At 47.4% G+C, this 26,850-nt stretch carries 29 protein-coding genes, 6 tRNA genes and 2 other RNA genes; 11 read left to right on the top strand and 26 right to left on the bottom strand.

Annotation, left to right across the window (positions count from 1 at the left end; translation table 11 throughout):
- Genes VGS28_03790 through VGS28_03780 form a run of 3 tightly spaced genes read right to left on the bottom strand, consistent with a single transcriptional unit; the run spans nucleotide 1 to nucleotide 3,943 of the window.
- Nucleotides 1-2,979 carry an ATP-binding protein gene (locus VGS28_03790; GenBank protein ID HEV2412895.1) on the bottom strand — a complete coding sequence of 993 codons (2,979 nt, stop codon included), beginning with the start codon at nucleotides 2,977-2,979 and terminating at the stop codon, nucleotides 1-3.
- Nucleotides 2,980-2,997: 18 nt separating this feature from the next.
- Entirely contained in the window at nucleotides 2,998-3,462 is a 465-nt protein-coding gene (locus tag VGS28_03785; GenBank protein ID HEV2412894.1) for a hypothetical protein, read from the bottom strand.
- A 58-nt stretch (nucleotides 3,463-3,520) separates the two neighbouring features.
- On the bottom strand, nucleotides 3,521-3,943 hold the full coding sequence (locus VGS28_03780) for a hypothetical protein (protein ID HEV2412893.1): 423 nt from the start codon (nucleotides 3,941-3,943) through the stop codon (nucleotides 3,521-3,523).
- A gap of 436 nt (nucleotides 3,944-4,379) precedes the next feature.
- Here VGS28_03780 and smpB point away from each other — a divergent pair, with 436 nt between their 5' ends.
- Nucleotides 4,380-4,829: an SsrA-binding protein SmpB gene (gene smpB, locus VGS28_03775; GenBank protein ID HEV2412892.1), complete on the top strand. Its 450-nt coding sequence runs from the start codon at nucleotides 4,380-4,382 to the stop codon at nucleotides 4,827-4,829.
- A 479-nt stretch (nucleotides 4,830-5,308) separates the two neighbouring features.
- Here the strand turns inward: smpB and ssrA are convergent.
- Nucleotides 5,309-5,730, bottom strand: a transfer-messenger RNA (tmRNA) gene (ssrA, locus tag VGS28_03770).
- 107 nt (nucleotides 5,731-5,837) lie between these two features.
- Between ssrA and infC the strand changes: the two genes are divergently transcribed.
- The 3 genes from infC to rplT are packed head-to-tail and all read left to right on the top strand — an operon-like array spanning nucleotide 5,838 to nucleotide 6,947.
- Nucleotides 5,838-6,458, top strand: coding sequence for a translation initiation factor IF-3 (gene infC / locus VGS28_03765; protein ID HEV2412891.1), 621 nt, complete (start codon nucleotides 5,838-5,840; stop codon nucleotides 6,456-6,458).
- Complete coding sequence (rpmI, locus tag VGS28_03760; protein HEV2412890.1) at nucleotides 6,409-6,603, top strand: 50S ribosomal protein L35; 195 nt, start codon at nucleotides 6,409-6,411, stop codon at nucleotides 6,601-6,603. The genes infC and rpmI overlap by 50 nt, the downstream gene beginning before the upstream one ends.
- Nucleotides 6,604-6,605: 2 nt before the next feature.
- Entirely contained in the window at nucleotides 6,606-6,947 is a 342-nt protein-coding gene (gene rplT / locus VGS28_03755; GenBank protein ID HEV2412889.1) for a 50S ribosomal protein L20, read from the top strand.
- A 65-nt stretch (nucleotides 6,948-7,012) separates the two neighbouring features.
- Here the strand turns inward: rplT and rnpB are convergent.
- The 4 genes from rnpB to VGS28_03735 all read right to left on the bottom strand — a co-directional run bounded on the left by rnpB (nucleotide 7,013) and on the right by VGS28_03735 (nucleotide 8,839).
- An RNA gene (gene rnpB, locus VGS28_03750) (RNase P RNA component class A) lies at nucleotides 7,013-7,372 on the bottom strand.
- 43 nt (nucleotides 7,373-7,415) lie between these two features.
- On the bottom strand, nucleotides 7,416-7,838 hold the full coding sequence (locus VGS28_03745; protein ID HEV2412888.1) for a ribonuclease HI family protein: 423 nt from the start codon (nucleotides 7,836-7,838) through the stop codon (nucleotides 7,416-7,418).
- A gap of 80 nt (nucleotides 7,839-7,918) precedes the next feature.
- Nucleotides 7,919-7,995 (bottom strand) — tRNA-Pro (locus VGS28_03740).
- Between the two features lie 214 nt (nucleotides 7,996-8,209).
- On the bottom strand, nucleotides 8,210-8,839 hold the full coding sequence (locus VGS28_03735; GenBank protein HEV2412887.1) for a site-2 protease family protein: 630 nt from the start codon (nucleotides 8,837-8,839) through the stop codon (nucleotides 8,210-8,212).
- Between the two features lie 58 nt (nucleotides 8,840-8,897).
- Here VGS28_03735 and rpmB point away from each other — a divergent pair, with 58 nt between their 5' ends.
- Nucleotides 8,898-9,206: a 50S ribosomal protein L28 gene (rpmB, locus tag VGS28_03730; GenBank protein ID HEV2412886.1), complete on the top strand. Its 309-nt coding sequence runs from the start codon at nucleotides 8,898-8,900 to the stop codon at nucleotides 9,204-9,206.
- Here rpmB and VGS28_03725 read toward each other — a convergent pair.
- Genes VGS28_03725 through thrS form a run of 6 tightly spaced genes read right to left on the bottom strand, consistent with a single transcriptional unit; the run spans nucleotide 9,203 to nucleotide 15,263 of the window.
- A complete protein-coding gene (locus VGS28_03725; protein ID HEV2412885.1) occupies nucleotides 9,203-9,835 on the bottom strand; it encodes an MBL fold metallo-hydrolase in 633 nt (210 codons plus the stop codon). The two genes, rpmB and VGS28_03725, sit on opposite strands and share 4 nt — an antisense overlap.
- A gap of 13 nt (nucleotides 9,836-9,848) precedes the next feature.
- Nucleotides 9,849-10,448: a transcriptional regulator gene (locus VGS28_03720; GenBank protein HEV2412884.1), complete on the bottom strand. Its 600-nt coding sequence runs from the start codon at nucleotides 10,446-10,448 to the stop codon at nucleotides 9,849-9,851.
- Nucleotides 10,449-10,503: 55 nt separating this feature from the next.
- Nucleotides 10,504-11,217 carry a glutamine amidotransferase gene (locus tag VGS28_03715; protein ID HEV2412883.1) on the bottom strand — a complete coding sequence of 238 codons (714 nt, stop codon included), beginning with the start codon at nucleotides 11,215-11,217 and terminating at the stop codon, nucleotides 10,504-10,506.
- 5 nt (nucleotides 11,218-11,222) lie between these two features.
- On the bottom strand, nucleotides 11,223-12,524 hold the full coding sequence (locus VGS28_03710) for a MurT ligase domain-containing protein (GenBank protein HEV2412882.1): 1,302 nt from the start codon (nucleotides 12,522-12,524) through the stop codon (nucleotides 11,223-11,225).
- A gap of 16 nt (nucleotides 12,525-12,540) precedes the next feature.
- Entirely contained in the window at nucleotides 12,541-13,437 is an 897-nt protein-coding gene (gene miaA, locus VGS28_03705) for a tRNA (adenosine(37)-N6)-dimethylallyltransferase MiaA (GenBank protein HEV2412881.1), read from the bottom strand.
- A gap of 2 nt (nucleotides 13,438-13,439) precedes the next feature.
- Entirely contained in the window at nucleotides 13,440-15,263 is a 1,824-nt protein-coding gene (gene thrS, locus VGS28_03700; protein HEV2412880.1) for a threonine--tRNA ligase, read from the bottom strand.
- A gap of 190 nt (nucleotides 15,264-15,453) precedes the next feature.
- On the opposite strand from thrS, the gene VGS28_03695 reads away from it, so the two are divergent.
- Nucleotides 15,454-15,530: transfer RNA gene (locus tag VGS28_03695), tRNA-Val, on the top strand.
- 359 nt (nucleotides 15,531-15,889) lie between these two features.
- Nucleotides 15,890-16,336 carry an ATP cone domain-containing protein gene (locus VGS28_03690; protein ID HEV2412879.1) on the top strand — a complete coding sequence of 149 codons (447 nt, stop codon included), beginning with the start codon at nucleotides 15,890-15,892 and terminating at the stop codon, nucleotides 16,334-16,336.
- On the opposite strand, the gene VGS28_03685 is transcribed toward VGS28_03690, so the two are convergent.
- The 4 genes from VGS28_03685 to VGS28_03670 all read right to left on the bottom strand — a co-directional run bounded on the left by VGS28_03685 (nucleotide 16,333) and on the right by VGS28_03670 (nucleotide 18,577).
- The gene (locus tag VGS28_03685) at nucleotides 16,333-17,982 is read right to left on the bottom strand and encodes a glycosyltransferase family 2 protein (protein HEV2412878.1); all 1,650 of its coding nucleotides are present in this window, start codon (nucleotides 17,980-17,982) and stop codon (nucleotides 16,333-16,335) included. The genes VGS28_03690 and VGS28_03685 overlap by 4 nt on opposite strands.
- On the bottom strand, nucleotides 17,979-18,353 hold the full coding sequence (locus VGS28_03680; GenBank protein HEV2412877.1) for a hypothetical protein: 375 nt from the start codon (nucleotides 18,351-18,353) through the stop codon (nucleotides 17,979-17,981). Before VGS28_03680 ends, VGS28_03685 begins: the two co-directional genes overlap by 4 nt.
- Before the next feature lie 70 nt (nucleotides 18,354-18,423).
- Nucleotides 18,424-18,497: transfer RNA gene (locus VGS28_03675), tRNA-Gly, on the bottom strand.
- Nucleotides 18,498-18,501: 4 nt separating this feature from the next.
- A tRNA-Thr gene (locus VGS28_03670) sits at nucleotides 18,502-18,577 on the bottom strand.
- A 92-nt stretch (nucleotides 18,578-18,669) separates the two neighbouring features.
- On the opposite strand from VGS28_03670, the gene VGS28_03665 reads away from it, so the two are divergent.
- The 3 genes from VGS28_03665 (at nucleotide 18,670) to VGS28_03655 (ending at nucleotide 20,314) form a co-directional block, all read left to right on the top strand.
- Nucleotides 18,670-18,747: transfer RNA gene (locus tag VGS28_03665), tRNA-Asp, on the top strand.
- A 73-nt stretch (nucleotides 18,748-18,820) separates the two neighbouring features.
- Nucleotides 18,821-20,050 carry a hypothetical protein gene (locus VGS28_03660; GenBank protein HEV2412876.1) on the top strand — a complete coding sequence of 410 codons (1,230 nt, stop codon included), beginning with the start codon at nucleotides 18,821-18,823 and terminating at the stop codon, nucleotides 20,048-20,050.
- A gap of 18 nt (nucleotides 20,051-20,068) precedes the next feature.
- Complete coding sequence (locus tag VGS28_03655) at nucleotides 20,069-20,314, top strand: hypothetical protein (protein ID HEV2412875.1); 246 nt, start codon at nucleotides 20,069-20,071, stop codon at nucleotides 20,312-20,314.
- Nucleotides 20,315-20,325: 11 nt separating this feature from the next.
- Here VGS28_03655 and VGS28_03650 read toward each other — a convergent pair whose 3' ends face one another.
- The 4 genes from VGS28_03650 to VGS28_03635 all read right to left on the bottom strand — a co-directional run bounded on the left by VGS28_03650 (nucleotide 20,326) and on the right by VGS28_03635 (nucleotide 22,714).
- Nucleotides 20,326-21,420, bottom strand: a complete 1,095-nt coding sequence (locus VGS28_03650; protein HEV2412874.1) for a peptidylprolyl isomerase — start codon at nucleotides 21,418-21,420, stop codon at nucleotides 20,326-20,328.
- Nucleotides 21,401-21,919, bottom strand: coding sequence for a PH domain-containing protein (locus tag VGS28_03645; GenBank protein ID HEV2412873.1), 519 nt, complete (start codon nucleotides 21,917-21,919; stop codon nucleotides 21,401-21,403). The genes VGS28_03650 and VGS28_03645 overlap by 20 nt, the downstream gene beginning before the upstream one ends.
- Nucleotides 21,920-21,940: 21 nt before the next feature.
- Nucleotides 21,941-22,017: transfer RNA gene (locus tag VGS28_03640), tRNA-Arg, on the bottom strand.
- 67 nt (nucleotides 22,018-22,084) lie between these two features.
- Nucleotides 22,085-22,714: a nucleoside-diphosphate kinase gene (locus VGS28_03635; protein HEV2412872.1), complete on the bottom strand. Its 630-nt coding sequence runs from the start codon at nucleotides 22,712-22,714 to the stop codon at nucleotides 22,085-22,087.
- 79 nt (nucleotides 22,715-22,793) lie between these two features.
- On the opposite strand from VGS28_03635, the gene xerA reads away from it, so the two are divergent.
- Nucleotides 22,794-23,738 (top strand): site-specific tyrosine recombinase/integron integrase, encoded by a 945-nt coding sequence (xerA, locus tag VGS28_03630; protein HEV2412871.1) that lies wholly within the window; start codon nucleotides 22,794-22,796, stop codon nucleotides 23,736-23,738.
- On the opposite strand, the gene VGS28_03625 is transcribed toward xerA, so the two are convergent.
- The 4 genes from VGS28_03625 to VGS28_03610 all read right to left on the bottom strand — a co-directional run.
- On the bottom strand, nucleotides 23,731-24,807 hold the full coding sequence (locus VGS28_03625) for a hypothetical protein (GenBank protein ID HEV2412870.1): 1,077 nt from the start codon (nucleotides 24,805-24,807) through the stop codon (nucleotides 23,731-23,733). The genes xerA and VGS28_03625 overlap by 8 nt on opposite strands.
- A gap of 16 nt (nucleotides 24,808-24,823) precedes the next feature.
- On the bottom strand, nucleotides 24,824-25,459 hold the full coding sequence (locus VGS28_03620) for a prepilin-type N-terminal cleavage/methylation domain-containing protein (GenBank protein ID HEV2412869.1): 636 nt from the start codon (nucleotides 25,457-25,459) through the stop codon (nucleotides 24,824-24,826).
- A 16-nt stretch (nucleotides 25,460-25,475) separates the two neighbouring features.
- Nucleotides 25,476-26,078, bottom strand: coding sequence for a hypothetical protein (locus tag VGS28_03615; protein ID HEV2412868.1), 603 nt, complete (start codon nucleotides 26,076-26,078; stop codon nucleotides 25,476-25,478).
- Nucleotides 26,066-26,850, bottom strand: a 785-nt coding sequence (locus VGS28_03610; protein ID HEV2412867.1) for a prepilin-type N-terminal cleavage/methylation domain-containing protein, incomplete at its 5' end; no start/stop codon positions are given. The genes VGS28_03615 and VGS28_03610, both read right to left, overlap by 13 nt.

Here is a 26,850-nt window from a genome sequence, read left to right as displayed (position 1 = left end):
CTATGAAGACTTGTTTTGGTTGTTATTCTTAGTTCTCTGAATAACTAGTTCGCCAGCAAACCCGTCTTCTTCGGCAGGTTTTGGTTTAGGTACCGACAGTACTTGCTCCTGAGGCTGTTCTTGTGCCGGCTGGCTCGGCTGCTGGCTCTGTTGACTACCGAGTAACTTGTTCTCTGCCTGAGCGTTAATCTCGCTTTCTAGCTCGCTGAGTTCATCCTTTTCGTCTTCAGCCTCAGCTAAGGGGTCGACCTTGGGCTGAGGCTTTGGTGCTGGATTCATACTTGTAGTTGTATTTTCTGCAACCTTAGACTGAGATGTAGCTGCTGCTGGGGCAGGTTTTTGTACTGGTCGTTTGGCCAACCAGTCATCCAAGAACGACGTACCAGTAGCATCACTTGCGGGCATGGTAGAAGAGCCAAAACCACCACCTGCGGGCAAAGCGTTAGTACCCGTTCGCGAACCGTATGAAGGATACGTCCCTCCCCCTGCAGGAGGCGGGCCAAATGGGCTTGTGGATTTGCCAAGAGGTGAAGGAGTGCCAGACGGTGGTGACGCAAGACGATCAAAGATCTCTTTTTCGACTGTTGCCCGAGGACGACCATATTTTGCGCTGGAAAGCTTCTTGAGAGCATTCCCAAGGTTGGGGTTGGGGTGGCCCAGTCGTGGTATAAGGGACATACTGAAAGATACTGAGGGGACGTTGTGGATCATGACCTGAGCAATCGCCTCGAAGTTCGGCAAGTGCACGAGATCTTGTATGTCAAATACCGGTGCAAACTTCTTTACTATCTGTTCCGCATCAGTCGTACCGAGCCTCAAGGCGATGACGGTGCCGACGTTACCTATAACTGCCTCTCTAACCTGGTCGGTCAATTGGGTCATGAACTGGTTAGCAACAACGAGGCTTAGCCGGAACTTTCGAGCCTCAGCAAATATCTCTGCGAAGGAGTCAGTAGCAAAGTTCTGAAACTCGTCGACGTAGAGAGTGAAATCCTGACGATCCTCTTCCATCGTGTCGACACGACTCATAGCGGCTACTTGGAATTTCATGACGAAGATCATACCGAGTAGTTTCTGGTTGAGATCGCCCAGCTTACCTTTACTGAGATTGACCAGTAAAATCTTCTTATTGTCCATAATGTCGCGCAGGTTGAAAGCGCTCTTAGTCTGACCGATGATATTACGCATCATCTCGTTCGATAAGAAGGCGCCGAACTTACTAACGAACCACCCCATGACTTCACTCTTGTGGTAGTCGTTTGTCTGAGCCATTTCCTTATTCCAGAAGTCGAGAACGGTTTGATCGGTGACATGCTTCATCTTCTCTTTCTGGTAGTCCTTATCCGTAAAGACTTTCGGGATATCTATAAATGATGAGCCTGCTGGGTCAGCCATAACAGTTAGGGCGACGTTCCTAAAGAGACTCTCATATCGTGGACCCATGATACCGGTGTGCTGCGGATCATACAGCTTATAGAGCATGTTGATTGCCTCTTGGACGAGAAAGTCTCGCTCATCAGAGCTCTTGAACTCAAAAAGATTAAGACCCATTGGATATTCCATATCACCTGGTGAGAAGTAGATGACGTCTTCGATCCTCTCCTTTGGCACCATATTCAGTAGTGCCTCAGCGACGTCGCCATGAGGGTCAATGAAAGCAAAGCCTTTACCATCGAGCATATCCTGGAGAGCGAGATTCTCTAGTAGGCTTGATTTACCCGTACCAGTCTGCCCGACGATGTATACATGTCGACGGCGATCAAGCTCATCAATTCTGATCTCTTTCTTGGTCCCACGGTAAATGTTGTAGCCAAGTAGAAGCCCTTCTTTCGGAACGTTCTGAGGTCCGTCAACCTGTTTTGAATTCTGACGTTGTAATTGTGACGTCTTTGTATTTCGTTGATCTGGCAGATGAAAGATAGTAGCCAGCTCGACACTATTAAGGATATTCTGCTTAATTTCGGGTGGGAAGAACCTGAAGATAAAGGCCGTTACGAATTCCTCAATACTCTTGGCCGAACTGAACTTAAAGCCGTTTCTACCGGGAGCGTCGAAGAGTGCAAACGCCGCAATGATGTTCTTTAGGATAGTCTGAGAACGTTGTGCGGTATTTGATGAGGCAATGACCCGTATAAGCACTTCATAGCCGGGATGCCGAGTCTTCTCTTCAATAGAGTCCACGTGTGCTTGCTCAAGTGATGAGAGTTGTTTGTCCTCCGGTTTAGCTTCTTTAGCCTCTGGTGCTTTAAATGGGGCCTGAGCGACCTCTTTCAGAAGGCCAGTAAAGGTGATATTTCCTTTGGCACCCTTATCCTTCTTCTTCTTAGAGGCAACCGCTAGGGCTGACTTAGTCCACGTCTCGCCCGCTGGACGTAACAGAATTTGGACACCCGCTCCATCCTCTTCACTGAGCGCCGAGAGAGCGTTCAGGAGCGCCTGCATAGTGTCACGCTTGGTCTCCTGGTAGGTAGCGATCGGATATGCAAACGACTTCTTTAGACTGAGCTCTCCTCCTATCGTGCCGGTGATTTTGCCGACAGGACTGAAAATGTTGTGCTCGCTTGCCTCTTCGAGACGAGCTGTCGGGTATGCGGCAACTACAGCTTGTTTGACAACATCAATCAAGCCGATTGGTACCGCAACGTAGTAGTGAATGAGTCCTTTATTGGCAACTATTTCGAAAGCCAGGTGTCTCTGACCATAGAAGTTACTTTTGAAACCTTTAGTCGCTGTGCTAGATACAATATTATAGAGGACCTGGGCATGCGATATTGTCTCTTCAACAACGTCTCTTGTATCGCGACCACCTACTTCCAGGTCGTCACTAGCTGGTGGAAGATGAATCAGGAGAGGAATCATCTTAAGACCGCGTTCGTAGTTCTTTGCCTCCCTAAGAATCTTGCGATAATACCAGAAGACACCCAGACCACTTCCGAAAAGGAAGAGAATGACGATAGCTAATGTAGTTAGTAGTCCCACGATAGCTCTCTTATCACGTTATACCTTCTCTACTTTCAGCTCCTTGCCATATCGCTTCCTGAGATAGTCCGACTGCATTTCTGCTACCTTTTGCTCTTGCATATAAGGATCTGAGCGGGTCTTCTCAACGATTGCCTTTGCTCTCTCGACCCACTCTTTCTCAATCACATCAACATCGTTCGCGACTGTAGGATTCTGACTGGTATCATCTTGGGAAGAGTTATCAAGCGGCACAGCACCGGGCACAAGGCCTTGTGGTTGGACGATGGGTTGCTGAGCCATAGGCATTGCTTGTGACGGTCCCTGAGGAGCCCCGACACGTTCACCCGGCATAATCTGCTCTCCGCCCTGCATTGGCTGTCTACCGGCTTCTGCTGGGCTACCAGCCATGTAAGGATACGGCGATGTTTCTTGCTGTCCGGACTGGCGAGGAGCCTCTGGCATCGGCGGCAGAACCCCCGGCGTATTTCGTTGCTCTTCCATCAGTGGCGATTATAGCATAATAGCCTCTATAAATCGCTGGGTTAAGATTTGCTGCGTCTTATGTTCGACGCTGTATGTAAAAAAGCGCAATCACCTCAAAGACTGCAACCAAAATAATGTCGAGGGTTTCAAGTTGTCCGAGAGTGTTAAGAGCGATAAGCATGACAGGAGCGAGAGCAATGATGCTCGAGAGGTATATCCGCTTAGCCCTTGTCGGCTTCCAGCCAGCACGGCCGCCAAATCGTGTAAATTTGATAGTCAACCTCATCAGAATCACTACTGTTACAAGAATAGTCAGATACATAAGGGCGAAGAATAACAGAATACCATCTGGGCCAAGATTATTAGGGTTGAGTGAGTTCATAACGAATACGACTGAGCCAAAGAGCACAATCCAAGAGCCGATCAGGAAAGACCACCGAAACGATATCTTCCGAAGGACTGATTCGCCGAATATGGAATGTAGATAATCTGGTAGCATAAGCTTCTAGAGATTATAAGTGACCGCGACCAAAATGATAAGGATAGCAAAAGAGCAGCAAATCCGCTCATGTATATAGACTATTTAGCGCTTGCTGCTCAATCGCAGTGAAACTGACCGTTCTCTCTAAAGTCTAGGGAGAACTTCGCCCCGCTATTAGCAGAGCACAGTAGCATTAAAACCCCAAGATATGCTATTGCACTCTGTTAATCGCTCTCGCCTCTACCAAAGAGATGTGAATTGGTTTTTGTTTTGAAGTACTCTCAGAACTCAGGTTAGCATAAACGTTTTTGAATGTCAATGGTAGATAGAAGAATTGATTAGTTCAAACCCGCCCCTGTTATAAATCACATCATTCCTCTCTTAGTCGATCTCACTCCTCTACCACCAGACAAGGTGCTAGAATTGAACAAGTAATGTCAGGTAGGTCATCGACATGAAAGTAGTAGCGAAGAACAGACGAGCCCGGTTTGATTATGAGATCCAGCGCATTATTAGCGCAGGTATTGTGTTGTATGGCCCCGAGGTTAAGAGCGTCAGAGCAGGTTTGGTGAGTCTCAAAGGGGCATTTGCGCGAGTCAAAGACAATGAACTTTGGCTTTACAATATGCAGGTCACCGCCTACCCCCTGGCTAAAGGTCAGACACTGCCCGACCCCGATCGACCGCGTAAGCTGCTTGTGTCAAAGCATGAGCTCGCGTTGCTCGACCAAAAACGTGGTGAAAGCCTAACAATTGTGCCACTAACTGTGCTAGCCGGTCGATACATAAAGATCGAACTTGGAGTTGGTCGTGGTAAGAAAAAATATGACAAACGTGAAGTCATTAAGAAGCGTGATATGGAACGTGCCGCAGCACAGGCGGGCTTACAAAAGCATCGTTTCTAAATAAATCGTTTTCCACAAGTTATACACAGTTAAAAAATATTCCGAAAAAAGCATTGACACTGCTTACGCTGGTAGATATTATGGGCGTAGCACTGAATAAATAAAGTGCTCAAAAACAAAAACTGAAACACAACAAACAACGGCTACTCGCAGGCCGTTGTTTTTAATTTCTACAGATACAAATCGAACAATTTTGAGTACACTTTTTTGTCTATCTAAAGCTTTGGGTTGGTTCGCGTTTTGTAGTCACAGAATGCTCATCCACACGTTTTGAAACCGCAAAAGTTTTTTAAAAATCGCGACTTAGCGGAATGTAATCCAGCTACAAATAAAGTCCGCGCGTTATTGTATTTTGGGTGATCAAAATCGTTAATTTGGTCATCCACCAACTCACTTCGGATATGCCTGCTAGTGAAACTTTTGGTTCTTAAATTACGAACAAAAATAAAAAGACTCCACAAAGATGCGAGTCTAAATATTGGTGGAGCTGCGGGGAATCGCACCCCGGTCCGAAAGGTTACTGGCTATCCTACTACAAGCTTAGGTCATTTGGGCTTTGAAACAGCGATGTCTAGAAATAACCAAAATGACAAAGCTGCCTACCAAGTAAATGTCGTTCTATCCCCTTGGTGATGAATAGAACCAAGTCAGATGATATATGACACCGGCCTTCTTTATCTGACGTCAATGAGCCGATGCTTACCAGATAAGATTAAATGGTAAGTTAGGCAACCTGGAACGCAGGCACACGCATAAGGTCGGCAAAGCCTTCCCTAATTGTAGCTACAGCGTTAACAAGCTTGCTTGAAAGTGTGTTTGCACTTAATTTTGTACGTTAACGTCGTACAGTCGGCTTGCAAGATAACTTGTAAAGGTCCTCACGTCGAAGCTTGTCAGCCCCATGACGTTATTATATAAACTTATGCGCAATCAGTCAATCCGTAGGTGCTCCAAAAGACACTCTCAAAGCCTAAGATTATTCACCTCTGTTGCGATTTGAAATGATATCTGCTACAATACTTCCCCGAAGGCTATCAACTAATAATATCTACTCTGGGAGAGAGACGTATCAGTAAACCATATGTTCGCCTCAATGAAGCGATAAGAGCACCCCAGCTACGAGTCATCGACGCTGATGGGCAGCAGATCGGGATCATGAGTCGCACAGAGGCCTTGCAGAGAGCGGAACAAGCAGAACTTGACCTAGTTGAGATCTCCCCTCTTGCAGACCCACCTGTCGCTCGGATTGTCGACTGGGGCAAGTACAATTACCAAAAGATGAAAGAGCAGCAACGCAGCAAGCGTAGCGCCAAGGTAAGTGAACTTAAACAGATACGGTTTGGTCTTAAGATAGGTACAAACGACCTCAACATTAAGACTCGCAAGATACGTGAATTCCTAGAGGAAGGCCACAAAGTAAAGATCAGTCTTCTCTTCCGCGGTCGCGAGATGGCCCACCAAGAACTTGGTTTCGCCCTGATCCGCAGGGTTATCGAATCCCTAGAGGACGTTGCAGTCGTAGACCAAGAGCCACAGCTAGCGGGAAGAAATCTATCAGCAGTAATTAGGAGTAGCGGCAATGCCAAAGCAAAAAGCACACCGCGGGACAGCCAAGAGAATCAAGCTTAGCGCTACCGGAAAGCTTATACGACGACGCCAGAATGGGAACCACTTTCTTGAAAAGAAAAGCGGCGGACGTAAGCGCCACATCGTTACTCCGGCCACTGTCTCGGGTGGTGAAAATCGCAATATCAAGCGAGCATTAGGAGTTTAGAAATGAGAGTTAAGAGAGGCGTTACCGCCCATCGTAAGCACAAGAAGATCCTTAAGCAGACTAAGGGGATGCAACACGCTAGACGATCTTCATATCGCCTAGCCAAACAAGCCGTCATTCGTGCCCTGCAGTACTCTTACAGAGACCGTCGCACACGAAAACGAGATTTGCGCCAGTTGTGGGTTATCCGTATAAACGCCGCCGCACATGAACACGACACAACCTATAGCAAGCTCATGTCAGGCCTTAAGAAAGCCGATATTAGGCTTAACCGTAAAGTATTGAGTGAGCTAGCCGTTAACGAGCCTAAGGCTTTTGAGGCTGTCCTAAAGACCGCCAAATAAGGGCCGCTCTCCATTCAAATAGGTTTGGAATAAAAAATACACCTTAGCGATAAGGTGTATTTTAGTCGACAAGATTGTCTGTAAGCCGGGTTCTGTCTGGGGTAATCATCTATCTAGCCACGCGATTGCTCACATGGTCCACGCGGATCAATCGGTTCGTTTGGCGGGCACCAACATATCAAATATGCGATAACGAACCTCCCTTGCAGCAGACAGGGTTTACCTTCCAACCATGTCACCACAGTTGGCTGTGGGCTCTTACCCCACTCGTTTCACCCTTACTTTACTTCAAAGAAGCAAAGCGGTTTCGTTTCTGTGGCACTTTCCCTAGGGTTGCCCCCGGTCGCCGTTAACGACTGCCTTGCCCTATGCTGCCCGGACTTTCCTCTTAACGTACATTGTTAAGCGATTACCCAACAATCTTATACAAAGACTATTTTAGCATAAACAGAAATAACGTCAACTTCTCTAAAGAACCCGATGTGCATCGAGAATTTGGTTAACTTTGGCATCAGCTAGCTTATTAAACTCCCGACGCACGTGCTCGTAGGTAACCTTGGTGAACTCTTGGGCCGTCTCTTTGATGAATGAGTGGATTGGCCAGAGATCGCGATTCTTAATTTTGTAGACACCGTTCATCTGTTTGACGACAAGTTCGCTGTCCATCTTAAACCGTATAACTGTTGGGTGGTACTTCTTGGCTGCTATAAGAGCTAACTTAACAGCTTGATACTCTGCTTGATTATTCGTAGTGACCCCTAGGTATTCGCCTCCATCCTCTAGAACTTCTTCGTCTGCTGTCATAATGACAAACCCTGAAGCAGCTGGACCCGGATTTCCTCTTGCTCCGCCGTCAGTGTATATAACGAGCTCATCAACTGGGTTGTTCACAATATTTATTCCTTATTTACAGATAAACTCGTTGCTATTTTCTCATCGACTTCGTTGTCATTGTGTCTTCATTATATTAATGGTCGGGGTGACAGGACTCGAACCTGCGACCTCACGGCCCCCAGCCGTACGCGCTAGCCAACTGCGCTACACCCCGAAGTCGAAAGGCTATAGATATGAAAGAACCCCACTTGAAGAAGTAGATCGGGGTCTGAACATTCCCTTAAAAGTAAGGTGGGTGTCCGCAACCCTGCTCCACGGAGCAAAGCCATATGAGACTCCCTAGTTCGTTGTTAACCGAAAGTTCATTCCCTCCTCTACAACTTGGCTCAAGTAGGGCACTTCCAATTATATCATCTGGGGAAGAGGGCTCATACTATGACCTGAAGAATATAGCTAATGACCTGTTCGCAGAAAGTACCGACTGGTGTAAAGAAGAAGAGCATCATAACGATAATGATCGAGACCACCCCCATCGCTTCTATCCTCTCCATCAAGGTCCTGAGGGCATCGGGAGCAACGGCGTAGAGAGCTCGGGAGCCGTCAAGTGGAGGAAACGGAATCATGTTGAAGACGAATATCGCCGTGTTAGCGATTGCGAAGATATAGAGGCATTCGAAGATGAGACCGTTGATATCTGGCATGATGAGTCTGATTAAGATGCCGGCTATAGCAGCTAAGACGAGGTTAGTTAGAGGCCCGGCCAGACCAACCAACGCAACACCGTACTCCCGATACCTGAGTCTATGGGGGTTAAACGGAACAGGTCTTGCAGCAAGAAATGGTACATGTAGGACCAAGAGGGAGATGATGGGCATTAGAATGGTCGTGTAGGGATCGATGTGGCGCAGAGGGTTAAGAGTCAAACGACCGCTATCCTCTGCGCTTGTGTCACCTAGCCAGCGAGCTGCGAAGGCGTGCATCGCCTCATGCATCGTCAAGCCAATGATTAAAGAGACAGCGTATATCAGCAACTGACTCGTTGTAAGACCACCGAACATCACTACATAGTATACCAAAGATAACTGAGGGGACCGAAGTGGTACCAATGATTGACCCTTGACCCTACCTCTTAAAACAGCTATAATCTTCCTGATCAATTACAACTCGAGCGAGAACATGGCACAGGTATGCGCAATCACCGGTAAAGGCAAACAGTATGGCAGCAATGTCAGCTTTTCGCAGCGCCACACCAAGAAGGTATGGAAGCCTAATCTACAGAAGAAAACATTCATCGTTGACGGTCGTAAAGTAACCATGAAGGTTAGCACCCAGGCCATTCGAACTATGAAAAAGAAGGGGATTCTATCTAGCTCCCCTGCCGCCAGAGAGATCAAAACAGATAGCCCCACACCTCAAACGACTTAGATCCTTTTGAGCTCTACCAAGGTGAGGCTCTCCGGAAGAGAGTCTCCTTTTATCTTGTACTTTTCTTCGACGCTAGCAGTAAGCCCAAGATCCTTGGCAAACTCGTCTATGCCAGCTTGTTCGACGGGATATTTAAGATGAGCGTCGGCGTAATGTGTAGGGATAACCACTTTGGGCGAGATAAGACGAACAAGCTTCGAGGCTTGGGCTGCGTCGAGCGTATAGCCATTGCCACCTACGGGTACAACAAGTATATCAATGACTCCTATCCCCTCCAGTTGTGATTCGGTTAATTCAGGGAAGATGTGGCCTAGGATGAGAACGTTGATCGTCCCCACGTGGACTCTATAGATAATCGCACTATGTTTATCCGCCTCGTCAGAGTAGGCGCGAGCCGCCACACCTTGGATTGCAAACTCCTTTAGTTCATACTCTCCGGGAGTCTCGATGACGAATGCCTTCTCGAGTTTTGTGAGAGGCTTGAACTGATCCTGGGTGAGCAACAGGACATCGGCTTTCCCCGACACAGTATCTTTCAGGCCCAATGACTCAAGATTAGGGTCCGTTAGTAGCGTGCCTCCCTTGCTAGCAATTTGAATACAATTAGCCCCTCTATACGTAAACTCCATCCGTCAGGTCTCCTTATCCCTCTTTGGTTAAAACATGTTCAGTATCAAGCAGAATGATCTTCTTATCACTCACTATAGAGGTGACGAAGAGGTCCTTAATACTAAGCCGGTAATAAAAGTCCTCATAGGACATTACAGTATAGTTTAGTGCGGCGCTTTCTTCTTGCTCGAGATCTTTGACAAACTTCTTAACCTGCGTTTTGTTCACATCTCCGGCGATCAGAAGGTCAACGCCACTCTTTGAGTTCTGAACAAACCTTCCACCTAAGACGGCAAACTTAACAGCTCCAAGTGGCTTGAGGCGCTTGGCCCATTCATTCTCCGTCCCACCTGAGGTCGATGCGGAAGCTTTCTCGAACGTCTCATCAACAAAAATGTCACGAAGTGGTTTGTAGTAGCGATACTTCTGGTTAACGGTGTAATAAAGCCTGTTATTGGCACTATCACTCTTGATGACACCTACGTTGAGAAGGTTGGCGAGTTCACGTCGTACAGAGTTGATCTGTTCATCGATCTTTCGGGTTATTTCACGAACATAAAAGGAGCGGTCGGGGTTACTCAGAAAGAGATGAAGAAGCTTTACTCTCGTCTTTGAGCCGAAAAGTTGAATCATATTTGTTCTATTATTACACCTCTGCCGTTATTGTAGCAGGTTTTATGACTTAGACCTACCGAGGGAGTTCGAGCGCAATTGCAGCTGCTTTATTCTCTTCCCTATCATCAAGTTCGACAAGTTCATCTGAAAAACCATATTTGCGCTTCAAGGCACGTCGGATAAGTTCGTCAGCAAGCTTTGGGTTCTTGGGGAGTATGGGCCCGTGTAGATATGTGCCGAATGCATTCTTAGATATAGCTCCTTCATCACCCGTCTGGCCGTTGTTACCCGCCCCTTTAAGAACCTTGCCGAGTGGCTGTTGATCATCGTCAAGATATGTAAGCCCACTGTGGTTTTCAAACCCTACAAGAGTGCCGAATGGTGAGTCAACAACAATGTTGCCAATGAGCCGCTCACTCGAACCCTTTGTCTGCAGGTTGAACACCCCAAGACCAGTAATGTCATCCCCACTATGCGTCGTAAATCGGTGGCCAAGTAACTGATATGTACCACATATTGTTAGGAAAACAACACCGTCGTCATGGAGAGAGAGAATCTCCTTCTTACGTTTGTGCAGATCACTTTTAACATGTAGCTGACCGGAATCCTGGCCACCGCCAGCAACAATAATATCCACCTCATGAGATATTTTGTCGCCAATATCTGCCTTCAGAACATTTACCTTAAATCCCCGAGCTACTAGCCTATACTCCAAAGTGCGCATGTTGCCAGTGTCACCATAGATGTTCATGCTGTATGGATAGAGGTGACAGAGTGTAATTTCCATCTCTTTTACCATAAGTCCCTCACTCCTTTCTGGTCTGCGAGCCATTTTCGCGCAGATAGCATGGCTGTGTACGTCGGCATAATGAGGAGATGGGCTTCACCCTTCGTATCTACAAGTGTCCTAAGCCCTTCTGCTGCGTCCGAAGTCTCAATGACGTGATGAGTTATGCCCTCGTATTTTAGGCGTAGTGCAATGTCGTACCGACGCCTTCCAGCCAAGTAAATCTCACCCTTAAAGTTGCGCAGATTGCTTACATCAGTATCCCAGAGCCAAGAGACATCCCTACCGTCAGCATAACGATCGTTGATGATGATCAGAATTTTATCGACAGTCGGATCAACGAATGTGCGTAAGTTCTGCATAAAGCCACTGGGGTTCTTGATAAGCGCCACGGTTACTTTATGGCCTTTGACGGTTAGCGACTCACCTCTCCCAAATGCAGGCTTGAAGTCTGCAAGGACTGCCGAGGCATCAGCGAGGTTAACTTTAGGAAGCACAATCTTTAAACCTGCTAGCGCAGCAAGAGCGTTAAATGCGTTGTGAACTCCTAACAGAGGTAACGTAACATGAACATGATCGCCTCCAACTACACCGTCAAAGACTTGCCGCCCCTGCTGCTTCTTGGTGCTACCGGTGAGCTGCGCAAAGGACGTCATTACCATTCGATGCACCTGCTTCTTCGCGATGTTGAAGGTGTCTTCTGTGACTAGGGTCGCCCGAAGCTCTGTGGACATCGTAAACTCTAAGATCTTCGACTCTGGGCGGGTATGTTTTATTTGTTCGACCAATAGATCATCTTCACCGTTGACTAACACCTTAGAGGCATGACTAGCTGCTCGAGCAATAAGAGAGGCGGCGCTATCTATCTCCCCGTAGCGATCTAACTGGTCACGATGAACGTTTAGCGCGATCAATAACTTGGGTCTGGCTATCTTTGTAAAGTGAGGCGAGAATGCCTCATCTAGTTCAAAGACAGCTACATCGTATTCAAGCCTACCAGCTAGAGTTGAGTGTTCTATTATCGTACTTACTACTCCCCGAGTCAGATTACTACCGGATGGGTTACTTAGTACCCTGAGACCTTGCCCACTGAGAAGATGGGTTAGCAATCTAGTAGTTGTCGTCTTGCCATTCGTACCTGTCACAACGACAACCCCCAGCGGCAGGCGACCGCACATCTGTTCGAGAAAGTCTGGGCTGATCTTTTCAACCACGAGACCTGGCAGCGCCGATCCGCTGTTCCTACCTGTTAAGCGAACTGCGACCCGGAGGAATTTGGCAAGCCAGATGGTGGGAAGGCGCGTCATGGTAGTTATTATATCCCTATTCCGCCTGTAGAAAGTCGTTTACTTTGGAGGAGGCCTCTTCGTAGCTATCTACCCATTCGATGTATGGATCCCGCTTGAACCAAGTGCGCTGATGCTTTGCCAGCTTGAGTGTGTCTTGGACAATCTCTCGTTTAACTTCGCTCATTGAGGCACGTCCTTCATAGTTTGTTCGGAATTCGCGGTAACCAATACCCGTCAATGCCTCATTCCTCCAACCATAACGACCCACCAAGCCATCTACCTCTCTGCGAAGTCCCTTTCTAAACATTTGCTCAACTCGAACCTCAACCCTCTTTCTTAGGACAGAGTTCTCGCAACTTACGCCGAGGACCAAAGTGCTTGGTCTGAGCTGTTGACGATCGGTGTGGCCACCGCCACCTCTCTCAAGAGTCCTGATAAGATAGCGCCTGTTCTTCTCGTTTTCAGGTATAGGTATATGATGCTCATCGAGGGCAGCTAGCAACTCCTTAATGCTATAGCCTACCAAATCTTCTCTCTTAAAGCCTAGCTCATTTACCGTTGAAAAGGCATAGTCAAATATAACTGAATCGACATAAAGACCCGTACCACCTATAAGCAAAGGTAGCTTACCGCGCCTACTGATATCTGAGATCACCTCAAGAGCGTGTAGCTTGAAATCAGCAGCGGTAAAACGATCACCTGGCTCAACCATATCTAGTAGGTGATGTGGGACTTGCGACTGATCAGCCAGTGTCGGTTTTGCAGTACCGATATCCATACCTCTATAGATCGTCCTGGAGTCAGCACAGATAATCTCACCATCGTATTCTTCTGCTAGCTGCATCCCGAGTTGGCTCTTACCGCTCGCTGTAACTCCAACAACAGCAACGACTTTAGAATACTCTCTATCTTGGGACGAAGTAATCTGCATACCTAACTAAGGGCTTCGAGATAACTCTTGAGAGAATCGAGCTTAACCGAGACTTCTTTGTTATCATGACGAACTACTACTTCGCCCTTCTCTTCATCCTGGGGACCAACAACAATCACCACCGGGATTTTCATATCAAGAGCCTCATGAATTTTCTTACCAAGAGATTCGTTACGCTCATCGAGAGTATATCTCAGCGGGTTGTATTTGAGCGGTTTATTAAGAACAACCTCTTGCAACACAGATTTAACACTTTGGACGTATTCATGAACTCGTTCGTTAACTGTCAAAACACGCACTTGTTCAGGGGCAAGCCAGAGTGGAAGGTGGCCGGCAGTCTGTTCAAGCAAGAATGCCGTAAAACGCTCAAATGAGCCAAGAATCGCACGATGAATAACGATTGGCGCCTGAGTCTTACCCTCTGAGTCGACATACTTCAGCCCCATTCGCTGCGGCACGAGGATGTCTACTTGATTTGTCGATATAGAGTCTTCTTTCCCGAGAACATTACGAACCTGCACATCGAGTTTGGGGCCATAGAATGCAGCTTCACCCTCAGCCTCGACGAACTTAGCACCAACGTCAACGAGGGCATCACGTATAGCTTGGCCGGCTTCATCCCAGATTTTTCTATCTCCACCGTATTTATCCTTATCAAAGTTGGGCAAACTGAGCCTATACCAGTAATCTTTGATCCCTGTTTCTCTGTAGACTTCCTCGAAAAGAGAGAGAACCTTAACAAATTCTTTCCTGACGTCTTTCGGTTCTACGTATATATGAGCATCGTTTTGCGTAATGGCACCTCTCACGCGTATCAAGCCGTTCAAGGTACCACTTAACTCATTTCTGTAAACCGTTCCTGGTTCAGCAAGAGCTAATGGAAGGTCACGATAGCTCTGCACCAGTTGCTCGTAAATCATGTGATGATGCGGGCAACTCATAGCCTTAATGTAGAACTTGTTCCCCTCATTGTCCTCTAGGGAATACATGTCATCAGCGTAATATTGAGCGTGACCTGAGCGCTTATAGAGCTCCTCATGAGCCAAGACTGGAGAGACGACATATTGATAACCTTTTTCGATATCCTTCTGTCGCATATATTCGATCAACGTGTGTCTGGTCTTCTCGCCGGCAGGCATCCATAGAGGCAGCCCAGAGCCCACCAGGTCGCTGAACATGAAGATCTTAAGATCCTTACCTATGATCCTGTGGTCGCGCTTCTTTGCCTCCTCGAGTAAGTCGAGGTACTTCTTCAAATCTTCCTCAGTGTCAAAGGCGACACCATAGATACGCTGCATCTGAGGATTCTTTTCGCTACCCCGCCAGTATGCGCCGGAGACCTTCATCAGCTTGAATGCGCCAACCTTCCCGGTTGATTCGACATGGGGCCCGCGACATAGATCCGTAAAATCACCATTCGTATAAAATGAGACCTCTTGTACCTTGCTCTCGCTATCAGAAGGTAGGCCTAACTCGGTTGCGTCGATGTCCTTAGCTGCAGTGGTTCCTGAGCGCTTGAGGTCATTTAAGAGTTCTTCCTTATAGGGCTGGTGCGTGTCTTTAGCCCAATCAATCGCTTCCTCTATTCCCTTATGCGACTGTTTGAATGGCTGATCTTCAGAGATGATTTTGCGCATCTCTTTCTCGATTTTGGAGAAATCAACGTCCGATATTGTCTGCTTTCCTAGATCAATATCGTAATAGAAGCCGTTTTCAATGACCGGGCCAACGCCGAGTTTAGCGTCTGGCCAGATATGCATGATTGCGGCAGCCATAATATGCGCAAGTGAATGACGCATGGCATGCAGATGATCATCTTGATTCATAGAAGTAATTACTTTCCTTATTCTACTTAAGACTAACCTAAATCTAATAGAGTATCAAAGTTACGCCCTGGCGGGCGTTGTCGTGCGGCTAGTCCAGTAGCAGGAACTGTTACACATTTGCTGGTAATTATACGGTCCCGACTCTCTCTTGTCGATAGATGCCAGGTTAGATATAATGTTGGGGTCGTTTGGGCTCTTAGCTCAGTTGGCTAGAGCGCTTCCTTGACGTGGAAGAGGTCAGAGGTTCGAGTCCTCTAGAGCCCACCAGAGTCGCAAAATAACATCACATCACACGTGATGTTTATTTTTTTCTAAGTATGATTTATTTCACAATCTTTCTCTAGCAAAAACAACTTTAGCATAAGCAGGTTATTGACTATACACACAACATGTGCTACTATATTCAACGCTATGAAAAGTAGCCACAAACCACAGGGTAAGTCCGCACTAGAGCGCTTCAAGCTTTACTACGAAGACCTCCCTATTAGTGAACTGCGTTAAGCCGTCACTATAATCTACGAAAAAGATCGTAAACACTGCCTCTCATGAGGTAGTGTTTTACGTTTCCCACACATTTCGCAGCTTTTCCACTAGCATTATCCCCTCCTGCATGACAATATATAGTCATGATTTGCCCAAAATGCCTTCACAAGAAAACACGGATTTACAACTCAAGATTTACCAAACACAATAACCAAACTTGGCGCCGGCGAACCTGCGACGCTTGTGGCTATAGCTTTACTACACGAGAACTCGTTGAAGCCGATAAGCTACTAAGCGTTGTAACGCGCTCTGGCGAACGAAAACCCTATTCGCGATCAAGAATATTCCTCGACATTGCAACGGCCTGCATGCATCTTCAGGACACGTCAGAATGCGCCCAGTTGCTTGCTGAAACTGTCGAAGCCAGATTACTGAAGCAGGCTCATGATGGCGTAGTCTATACATCTGAAATCGCCAAAGTGATTGCCAAGGCCTTGAAGGCTTTTGACATAAAAGCCTACCTCCGCTATGCCTCGGAATATGAAGCAATCCAAGATAATCGAGACCTCAAGAATATCTTAAGAGACTAGAGCTCGAGCTTATTCTGTTTGCTAGTATTGACGATTGCTTTGTCGGTAACATTGAAGACATTCAAGTACTTCCCTAGCGCTAGGTGAAACTGGGCGTTGATGGCTGCAGTTGAGTTATAGAAGACACCGATGACTGGCGTATAGACCCATTGAAGAATCATCCAGAAACTACGATGCCGCTTGTACCTCTCAGGCCGAGGTGGAAGCAGCTTCCATGCAAAGTAGATGCTGATGATAAGACCGATCATAGCGAAGCGCTGAGCCCAGCTGGCCATAACTGGCAGCTCGTGGGCAACGATGCTTCTGTCGGCATTGTTGCCGAAATAGAGTGGAGCCCAAGCACCGAACAGGGTTATGATGGCGACCGTGGACCAACTGACGTGGTTATAGGTCAACCGTGCCAACTTACCGAGACAGTCGGTAAAAGGCACTTTGTTTTTCTTATCAAAGCAATGCGTGGCAACATATGGTATATCTGATGCCCCATAAGCCCATCTCCGAAGCTGGAAAAACTGTGCTTTAAGGGTTTTACGGAGAGTGTCTGAGATCATTGCATCCTGATAGATGGGTAATGTGATCCCGACAACGGAGTAATCCCCCTTGAAACTGAAGTAGCTACGCCAATATTGGTGACCGTCTTCGACGATCGACCGCCCACTCCAGAAGTTGGTTTTCAGAAGTCCAGCAAAGCTTTGGGAATGAGCGGAAAAGTTACGAAGCACATGGGGTCTCTGACCTAAGATCAAGTTATAGAAACTGTTACCTGTGGCAATAACCCTCATCGGTGCTGGCACATCCCAAATATTATTGGTGTAGACTGCAACAGGCTGGAAGGATTTTCGATGAGGATCGGGTGTGGTTATGAAGTAGTAAGTCAAAGCAGCCAGATATTTCTTGTGAGCCCTGTTATCAGAATCGAGCACGGTCACCATCACCTGCTCCGGCTTAACCTTACGCTGTTTCTTAATCCAATCTTCAAAGAAGCGTCCAGCATAGTTTGCATTAGATCCTTTACCTTTAATCTCGTCGGGGAGGTTATTGGGGTGCTTGACTGCGAAAGCGGCATAGAACTTGGAGCCGTATTTCTTGATGAGAGCCTTTGAGGTCTTTTCGATCTCTGGGCCACCTCTCTCCTCATATGCCAAGATAAAGATAAGATTGCGCTTAACATCATAGTCACTGTCTACGAGAGCCTGGATTGATGGTTCTAGAATTAGGCGAGATTCGTTGTAAGTCGGGATGATTACGAGATTATACGTCTCACTTGGCTTCATCACGTCTTGTTGGGTAGCCAGATAACATAGCTTCTTGTAGTGATGCAGAGCTGAGTTGTTAAGTGGCATCTCCCCTTTTAGACGATCGATTGAGGCATCGATGTCCTCGAGATCATCAAGGCGCTTCTTCCAATCTATCCTCTGGATCCTGCCAAGTCTGTTATAGCCCTGGATGGTTCGATAGGCCATCCCAACCGCTTGGACAAGCCAAGACATAATATAAACAATCACAAAGAGGGCACCCCACAAGGGGTTAATGAGACTTAAGACTATTGGCAGAGCCAAGATGATAACGGTCATAGCAGCCGGTGCTATTTCCCAGAACCGATACCATGGAGTGCGCTTATCGAGAGGTAGTTCAAGATCGGTCATGTAGTTGTCGCACTTAGCCCAATTAATGCTCTACTGACTAGAAAAGCTATCACACAGATAATAACAGTAAGCATCAAGACTCCGATAGCATAGGCCCGTCTAACCTTATGAATCCTGATGGCCAACATGGCATTGATGATCGTACAGATAAGCGTAAAGAGGGCAAGCTCATAGAGAGTCATCCAGTTGCCTTGCTGAATATTCAGAGAATACTCGCTGTACCTCACCGGCACCTGTAAGACATTGCTATGGATGTCGAGAGTGATGATCAGTATATCGACGAGGGTCAGAAGAGAGACAGACCCGAGAACAAGTAGGGCAACCCTATCGCGGATGAAAGCACGGAGTTCTTTTTTAGTTGGAAGAAGCATAAATCTATAGATAAAAGCATGCACTCAGCTTCAGTCAAAGTATACAGGAAAAACAGAGGGATAGAAAACGTGGTGCGAGATACGAGAATCGAACTCGTGTCTCTTGCTTGGGAAGCAAGCATACTGCCATTGTACTAATCTCGCATATTGGAGCCGATGGGCGGATTTGAACCGCCGACCTTTGCTTTACGAAAGCACTGCTCTGCCAGCTGAGCTACATCGGCACTTAGCGGCTATATTATAACAGATGTAATTGAGCTCGGACCATCTTGTCATAGAGGGTGAAAATTGCTATTATCGTGTGGTCTAAGATCTTGGGCTCGTGGTGTAGCTGGCCTAACACGCCTCCCTGTCACGGAGGAGATCGCCGGTTCGAATCCGGTCGAGCCCGCCAGTTGTTATCTGACTAAATACTACTTTCATGGTAGTATTTTTTATATCAACGAGTTGCAAATCAAAAAACAAAAATGTCACCCAAGGAAGACGATCGAATAGTAGAGAGAACTGGGGACAATATGAACCCAGTCAACAGTCTTGCTACTACTCTTTATGAGGCTTCCCTGATACTTGGCTCTTCGAGAGAAATTGGCAGAAAGAGAATACGTCTTGAAGGGACAAATCTAAGAGAACTCTTCCCCAAGATACCTGCGGATGCAGAGTATGTTGATATGCAGACTATCGAGGATTCTGACTACTCTGTTCTGGAACGACAGACACCTCAAGCAGGGTTGACCATTACAATTGCCCATAGAGATCGCTATCCATACGGAATGAGTATGGAACAGCTCGAACCTCTACGTCTTGGGGTAAGTATCGAGAATGAGAGTGGTTCGCTCTTCGCAAGCTTCGAAGTACCTATGCCATGGGACGAAAATGATACACGTGATCGCAAGCGAGGAGAAAGTCAGCCTCCTCCAAGGCTTACTGTAACCATAACTCCAGGGGCAGAAGTAAGTAGGATAATTGCTAGCTCCAAGCTAATGCTACAGACAGCTGCGATGGAGCCTGAGGGACATGTTCTGACGGATGAGAGAGCAATCCAGATTCGTCAGTCTCTCGACTTTTTTGAAGGCCTACTAAGAGAGACTGGTATACATGGTGAAGACATGTCGCTTTCTGAGGACTCGTCAAGGCATCTTGAGGAGTGGGCTAATCTCTATCTCTACAACATGCAGCCAACGACAGACCCTTCTCAGCTTCAGCCACACGAAAGCATCGGTGGCCTGACAGATGAAGAGGAAGCAAGGTACCAAGAGATAGTCAGAGGACTTGGTAGACTTAGCGGCGTGCGCTATGAGTCTGAACGGCTTGGGCAACCCGAGAAAATTGGACGCCTTGGCAAATTCTCTAGAAGGGATAGATACGTCATGGGCTGTGCTGTCGATGACGAACTCCGTAAAGGTGCCCGGGCGGTCTCCATGACAGTCCTGGATAGTGAGCTCGGCGTTAGGTATCGGGTCGCCATAGCACCCGCACCTAAAAGCGGCAAAACTATCCCAAGAGCGGGACGTCCCGATGACTACGTTCTTCGCATATCGTCCGTAGGTCCCGATGGCGTCAGTCATACCCGACCGGTCTATCGTTACCTTGCCCCTGGTGAAACACACGCCGCCTTAGCCGTTGGAGGTGAGTTCAGACTTCCTGGTCGAGGGTTTCATGTTCAGGGGACTATACAGGAATTAGATAGATATAAATAGTTTATGATGGTTAACAGAATGGCAAGAAGGACAAAACTACCGAAAACACGACGAGGAGCATGGTTCGTACCTGTAAGAGGCAGCTATCTCCCCGCAAGCGCAGCAGGCTGGTGGACATATGCCCCCTTCGTTGCCTATCTCATCGCCAGCTTGATTATCGGCGTCAGGGATGAGAGCTCACCACTCCTCGCTTTTTTGTTTATCATCCCAAACTGGATAGCAGCCGGCGCGATCATGACATACATTGCGGCCCGGAAAAGCTAGTCGCGAATACTCTAGTTTTGCGAGACGTTCGAGCTGAGATCCGGCTTTACAGGGATGTAAACATCGATCTTATGCTCAGATTGAAGTTGGTTGAGCATGTTCTGAAAGGCTGTGTATTGGAAGAAGATATCTGCCGCCTCTGTTTGGTCTCCATTCACCGCAACCGCATCGAGGATAAACAGTCCTTGTTGACTGGCGATTATATTTGAGTACTGACCTTGCTTGAGAGAGAAGAGCGCCGATTCGAGTTCGGGTGGGAGATCAGCCTTACCTTTTTGCAGAGTCCCTATTACACCCCCCGACGCCTTGTGTGTAATATCATCAGAGTATTTCTGAGCTAGAGTCGCAAATGACCCTCCAGCCAACAGCTGGCTCAGTACGCTTCTTGCCCTCTGTTGAGCATTCATATCGATTGCAGCATAGACTTTGTTCTCGAGAAGTTGAAGGCGAAGTGAGTGTTCCCATTGGCTAAATGTCAGGCCATAATACTGCGATATCACATTAGCGTACAGTTGCTGTGAGCCAGAGTATGCCTGCTGGTTAATGATCTGATTTACCTCTTGATTTACTTCTTGGTCGCTCACTGTTATATGGTCTTGTGAAGCCAGCTTCTGTACATAGGCATACTGGATAGATTGCCCAAGAGCACGAGTGCGCAAGTTGTCTAATTGACGCTGACCATCTGTTGTCTGAAAGTCTACGCCTTCTTGAGTGACTAAGTAATGCATGCTACTTCTCAGCAGGGTTAAATAGTCACCGTAGTTTACCCAGGTACCGTCTACACGTGCCACGGGGAATGGGGCCAGAGAGGCAACCCTGTAGATAAAGGTTCCGGTAGCCTGACTCTTGTAAAGTTCCCACCACGTAAAGAAACTGAACAGAACCGTGCCGGCGACAATGATGAGGATTGAGACAGTGACAATCTTGCGCTTCGAATGTTGGAGAGGATACTTAAAACGTTTCCCGGCACTTAGGACCTGCTCTCGGTGTTGCGCGACTGTATCGTTAGTAATGCGCCCGACTTCATCAAGGGACGCCTCCCCTTTTACAGCCCGCTTCTGGAGCTTTTTCTTTAAACCGGAAAGTTTACTTTTGGAAAGCATCATTCTCAGACTGATCAGCGTCTCTCTCTTTTATTATTCGATGGAGTGTCTCATACAGTTTATCGGGATGTGGCACTTTATCGAGTGCAAGATCACCAACATAGGTCTGTATGACCAGGGTTCCAAAACCGAACACAGAACCCGTAAACCCAGGTATATTATAGCTTATATTCTGGATCTTATTGAGGCCAATATCTATCACTGACTTCTGGAAGAAGCCACCATAGGTCAACTGCCTAAAGCGCAAGTTCGTAACCACGAATGCGCTGAAGTACCATCCGACCCAGTGATAGAAGAATCCGCAGAGACCAATTATAAAGACGCCAATAAATATAAAGAACGGCGTATTCGAAGTTGGTGCGATAAGTACGGGTATTGTCCCTATAATTGTTGCGATCAGCACAATATAGAGACCTTTTCTGAGAGCAATAATATGTCGTCTGAAGACTAATAATACCTCTTCATCGTCGTACTGGCCTTCGAACTGTTGCAGACTACCCATATTCTTAACCTTACATCACCCTGGTACCCTGGGAGGGACTCGAACCCCCGACACCCTCCTTAGGACGGAGGTGCTCTATCCAGCTGAGCTACCAGGGCATATAAGCGCCCCTCGCGTCGCTTCCCATCGATTATACCTTATCCCCTATAAATGGGTAACGCCCACTTACGAGTAGTAGGGCTCGTACATGATATCTTCGCCAGAACGTAGATAATCGTGTATCTCTTCATCCGTAAACCAGAGCTTGATCTCGTTAGCTGCCTCTTTGGGGTTTTCGCTGGCATGCATGACGTTATGGATAGCTCTCCGCTGAGTATTGGCAATCGATGGGCTGTCTACAGAGTAGTCACCCCTTATAGTGCCAGCGTCAGCCTTGAAGGGCAACGTATGGCCCGCTAACTTTCGTACCATGTCTATAGACTCGATCCCCTCAACAACCATACAAACAACCGGCCCAGAAGTGAGATATCCTAAGATTCCTTCGACAACTATCTGACCAAGTTCGCTGGGCTCTTCGGTACCAAGAACTTCTTTAGGCGTAACATCCAGATTTTCAAAACCGCTCATAGTTTTCGTGCCCAACCGTGCAACCCAAGCTTCGTCACTTGCCGGTATGTGTTGCTCTATCTGTTCCTTAGTGGGAATGAGCATCTTCATAGCTACAATTTTAAGACCCGCTCGTTCCATCCGGGCGATGATATCACCTATGATTCCCCTCTTTACCCCGTCCGGCTTTACCATGCAAAAGGTTCGTTGGAATCTCACCGGCTTAAGTGCTGGGTGTAGTTCTGCCATGCTACGTAGTACTCCTTGTGTTCTCCTTATTTTACCTGTTAATAAGCACCATCGCAATGAACACAGTTATAATAGAATTATGTACATTTCAGAATTCATCAATGACTTTCTGGAATACCTGGAGGTTGAGAAGAACCGGTCCGAACGGACTAGCGTGAACTATCATCTATATTTGATGAGGTTTGTTGAATTTGCCGGAGATATAAAAGTAGCACAGATCAGCGATGAAATGATCAGACGCTACCGTCTCTGGCTTACTCGCTATAGGAACGAGCACGGTGAATCTCTCTCCAAATCTACTCAGTCTTATCACCTTATCGCTCTACGGCATTTTCTAAAATATTGTGCAAGACGCAACATTAAAACTCTCACGGCCGACAAAGTCGATCTACCGAACGTAAAACGACCTCAGATGACTTTCTTAGACCAAAAAGAGATGGAGCGTCTTTTACAACAACCTGATATCTCTACGCTAGCTGGTAAACGCGATCGGGCCATACTCTCACTTCTCTATGCCAGTGGTCTGCGCATTTCCGAGTTGGTCAATCTCGACCGATCACACATTAACCTCGAGCAAAGAGAGTTCATGGTAAGGGGTAAGGGCCAAAAAGACAGGCCTATCTTTATCAGTAAGGAGGCAGCGGCAGATGTGAGAGAATATCTCGACAGCCGTACTGACAACCTATCTCCCCTTTTTCTCAGAATCCGTGGTACACAGGTTATCGATCAGAGTGGAGACTTTAAGAGATTAACGGCCCGTAGTATCCAGAGGATGGTTGGCCGCTATGCTAAGCTTGCCGGCATAACCAAGAAAGTAAGTCCGCACTCGCTTCGCCATGCTTTCGCAACCGGGCTACTCTCCCGAGGGGCCGACCTTCGTTCAGTACAGGCGATGCTCGGCCATAGCAATATCTCAACTACCCAAGTCTACACACACGTTACCGATCCGCACCTCAAGAGAGTTTATGAGGACTTTCACCCAGAGATTAACCCAAATAGCGAGCCAGCAGCAGATTCTATCTGACCGTACAGCCTCCGTCGGAGACTTCATTGGTCGGCGATAGCTCTAGATATTTACAGATGTCACTCCCTGACTCGAGCGCGAATTCCGGCAGCAGTTCTGCATTGTTGAGCCCTGGCAGTGTCACCTGAGCACGGATACGACTGAAGACGGTACCGGCGTATCCTGTTACATCGACGTTTGCCACTGTGTTATTAGTGTTAACAACGTTTCCCCCCTGAAGCATTTCGATTTCGGCATTGGTCCCATTGGGATCATAGAGGGATTTTAGCCGTAGATACAGGTTATTGCCACCACCGGCAGTCAGTGGTGCGACATTAATAGTTGCCTGACAGGCATATCCATCGTACGAAGCTGGTGCACCACTGGTGTAACATTTGGCATCAACTGGGGTGCCCGGGTCAAGACTACCTACAGGGATGTTGCCTGCACCACCACTTGTCGGGTTTAAGAAACCGACGTTATCGAGGTTTAGAAGGTCATTGGTTGTGAAAGAACCTGCGTTCGGATAGCCGAAGATCTCGACCCTAAGCATAGCTGGGTAGCCGTTAGTGTCCCAGTTGTTATATGTTGGTAACGAACGTGCCCCTGGAGCTCGAACGGCTGCTGGATAGCCCTCGCTTGAGATCTTATGCCAACTGATCTGAATCTTATTAAATCCACCAGGCCCACCTTGAGGTGAAAGGGGCCACTGTGATGTGACATTATCGCCTAGCGAGACGTCGATTGCCTGAGGATTAAGATCGATCAGTTTACAAGAGTAACCAATCTGCAGCTGCGAGCCCGCTGGAGCAATGTTCCCGCTGAAACCCGTCGGGGGCGTGCAAACGTTGGTGTTCAATGCTGGTATATTACCTGGATAGTCCTGCTCAAGCGCAAGCTTAGTATCCTCGAGGCCTGACTGTGCCGCGTAGTACGAACTCGCACTCAGGTTGTTCTGACTCGATTGTCCCTGTTCTGTGTTGGTAATCTCAATAAAACCAACGATTAATATGCTGATCATAATCGTGAAGAACAGTACAGTGAAGAGTGATACAACCCCTGCTTCGCTCGCTTGTTCTTTAAAACGCATATGCATATTATATGTCCTATTCGTTAAGCAGACCAGTTACTTGAGACAGATTTACTTGAGCACAGTACTGGGCGCCAGGCGCACTGCCAAGGTACTTGCACTTACCAGAGGCATTTAGATAAACACCGTTATTCGTCGTAGCAGTCAGATTTACCTTATAAAGGTTCTGCACCCCGTTTAACTGGGTAAGTGTTAGGGTTTGGATGCCGACTTGGCTGTTAAATATGCTGGTCACTGTTCCAGATGTTATAACGTTATTACCGGGAGTTATGCAGGCCTGACCTGCATCGTTGGTGATCTTGTCTACGTTAACGGCCTTGCCATTGACCTTATTATTCATACCAGCCCCTACCGCATTCCAGACGTAGCTTGTGCCGCCAATACAGAGCCTGCCGTTACCCAGATCGCCCGTGTTGACGACTGAAGGCGAGCTGACTTCCCTGAGAACAGTCGTTATGTCCCCGACCATTGCCCGCGCATTGTCGTTGACGGTTTTACGATAGATAGCGGTATTGTAGCTGGCAAAGATCTGGATGAACGCAACAGTGATGGTGATAAGCACAAATGAAAAGACGGCGAGCGAGATTAGCAGCTCTACAATGGTAAACCCACTGTCATCTGCAACTTGTCTGTCTGATTGTGCTCGACTCATCTTCATCATCTTCTCACTAATCAACGATCAATCTTTCAATAACTACTACTACCTGAATTGGCTGGTTAGTACTCCCTCCTAGTGGCTCCCAGCAGCCGCGAATGTCGAAGTCGATATACTTAGGGCTCGTCTGATATGCCTCTACCCAGTAGCTCTCTCCGATGGTTGCATTAGTCTTCTTACCTGCCGACAGAGAGACTGGAGTCGGGGCAGCTGGAGTGTTGATAGTCATCGGGTTCGAACCTGCGGTTGGTGTACAGCCTTGTGCTCTAGTTGGCGCGCTGTTGGCAGTATAGTTACTCGGGACTGTTGAGGTTGCATAGTTGTTGAGAATATTGGTCCAGATCCCGGCTGCGACAGCGTTATAGTCAGGTGACCCCGCTTGGCTTTCATCTCGTATCGTACGGAGTGCCTCTGCTTGGGTCTGAAGAATACCAGACAACTGGGTGCGCTCAATCGACGATTGTTCTGCGTTCAGACCAAAGTCAGTCAAGCTGTAGGCGGTTGTGAAAACAATACCCAGAATAACGACCGAGAAAAGCACCTCAATAATGGTGTCTCCTCTTTGAAAGAAGTGGCGCTTCTGTTTGTTATGGTGTCGTTTGATTATTGTACGCATTGGGTATTCGGGTTAGGGTTATACGAAATGTTGATCGATCCGCCCTGGGTGTTGTTGCCTAGCTGGATCATTGAATACTTTTCGGGAACTGCGCCAAAATAGAGGCAGTACCCAGCATCGTTCGTGTCGAGACTGTTGCCAATGACGGCGGGCGGAATCGTGTAGCTCGCTCCTGGTGAAAGATTGCCGTTATTGATGTCTACATTGTTGAAAGCAAAAGTGAGGATATTAGAGCTACTCGGGCTTCGTAAGAACGCAAATGATTCCGAGAGACCGCTCGGCGGTACGCTCCCCGGTTGATAGAAGGTTAATCCACCTGAAATATTAGTGGTAGTTGCGTCGATCGGACTGATGGTTGGCTGGCTGTTCTTAATATCGGTCAGATCGTCCCCCGTGAGACTAGTGAACGGCGCATTATAGCCAACGACATAGTAGACATTGACAGTACTACTCCCTGGCGTAAACTGAACCAGTTTGCCCAGCAGGATACACTCATCTGCGTTACCCCCAGTTGGGTTCGGGCTGCCAGTCCCAAACGAAGGCGGCTGAGCCCCCGTAGCCGTACACGTCTCGGTCGCTTCTCGAGGATTCGTACCACTTTGCACGCTATTGTATTGCTCCTGGATATAACTATTAAGGTTGCGGGCAGCATCGCTATAGCGAAATTGATTGACTTGTCCCTCTGTCCCCCAAAAGGCGATCAGGAAAAGCATGGCTGCCACCCCTAAGTAGAGCATGACTTCGATAATAGTGAAACCAGCCTGCTTATGAA

The sequence above is a fragment of the Candidatus Saccharimonadales bacterium genome, assembly GCA_035945435.1.
Classification (GTDB): Bacteria; Patescibacteriota; Saccharimonadia; order Saccharimonadales; family DASZAF01; genus DASZAF01.
This window is presented reverse-complemented; position numbering and strand designations above follow the sequence as displayed.